We start from the raw sequence: 243 nt of genomic DNA, 5'->3' as shown, positions 1-243 counted from the left end.
GGTGAGAAGTCACACCATTTCAAGGCAAGCGACTCGTCGAGACCTTCGGGTCTTTTGAGAAGCTTTGACCTTGAGCCAAGTTTGGTCCGCTTCCTTCGCAAGAAGGGTAAGGACTATATGACCTTAAACTGAAGAGTTTGATCATGGCTCAGATTGAACGCTGGCGGCAGGCCTAACACATGCAAGTCGAGCGGCAGCACGGGAAGCTTGCTTCCTGGTGGCGAGCGGCGGACGGGTGAGTAA

General features: G+C 53.5%; 1 rRNA gene. It reads left to right on the top strand.

Features of this window, described 5'->3' with window-relative positions:
• Positions 1 to 125: 125 nt before the first annotated feature.
• A 16S ribosomal RNA gene (locus HOP58_RS22990) occupies positions 126 to 243 on the top strand; the annotation flags it as partial.

Source organism: Halomonas sp. MCCC 1A11062 (assembly GCF_021404355.1).
Lineage (GTDB): Bacteria > Pseudomonadota > Gammaproteobacteria > Pseudomonadales > Halomonadaceae > Halomonas > Halomonas aerodenitrificans.
The sequence above is the reverse complement of the archived record's forward strand: the minus strand, read 5'-3'. Positions and strand labels throughout refer to the sequence as shown.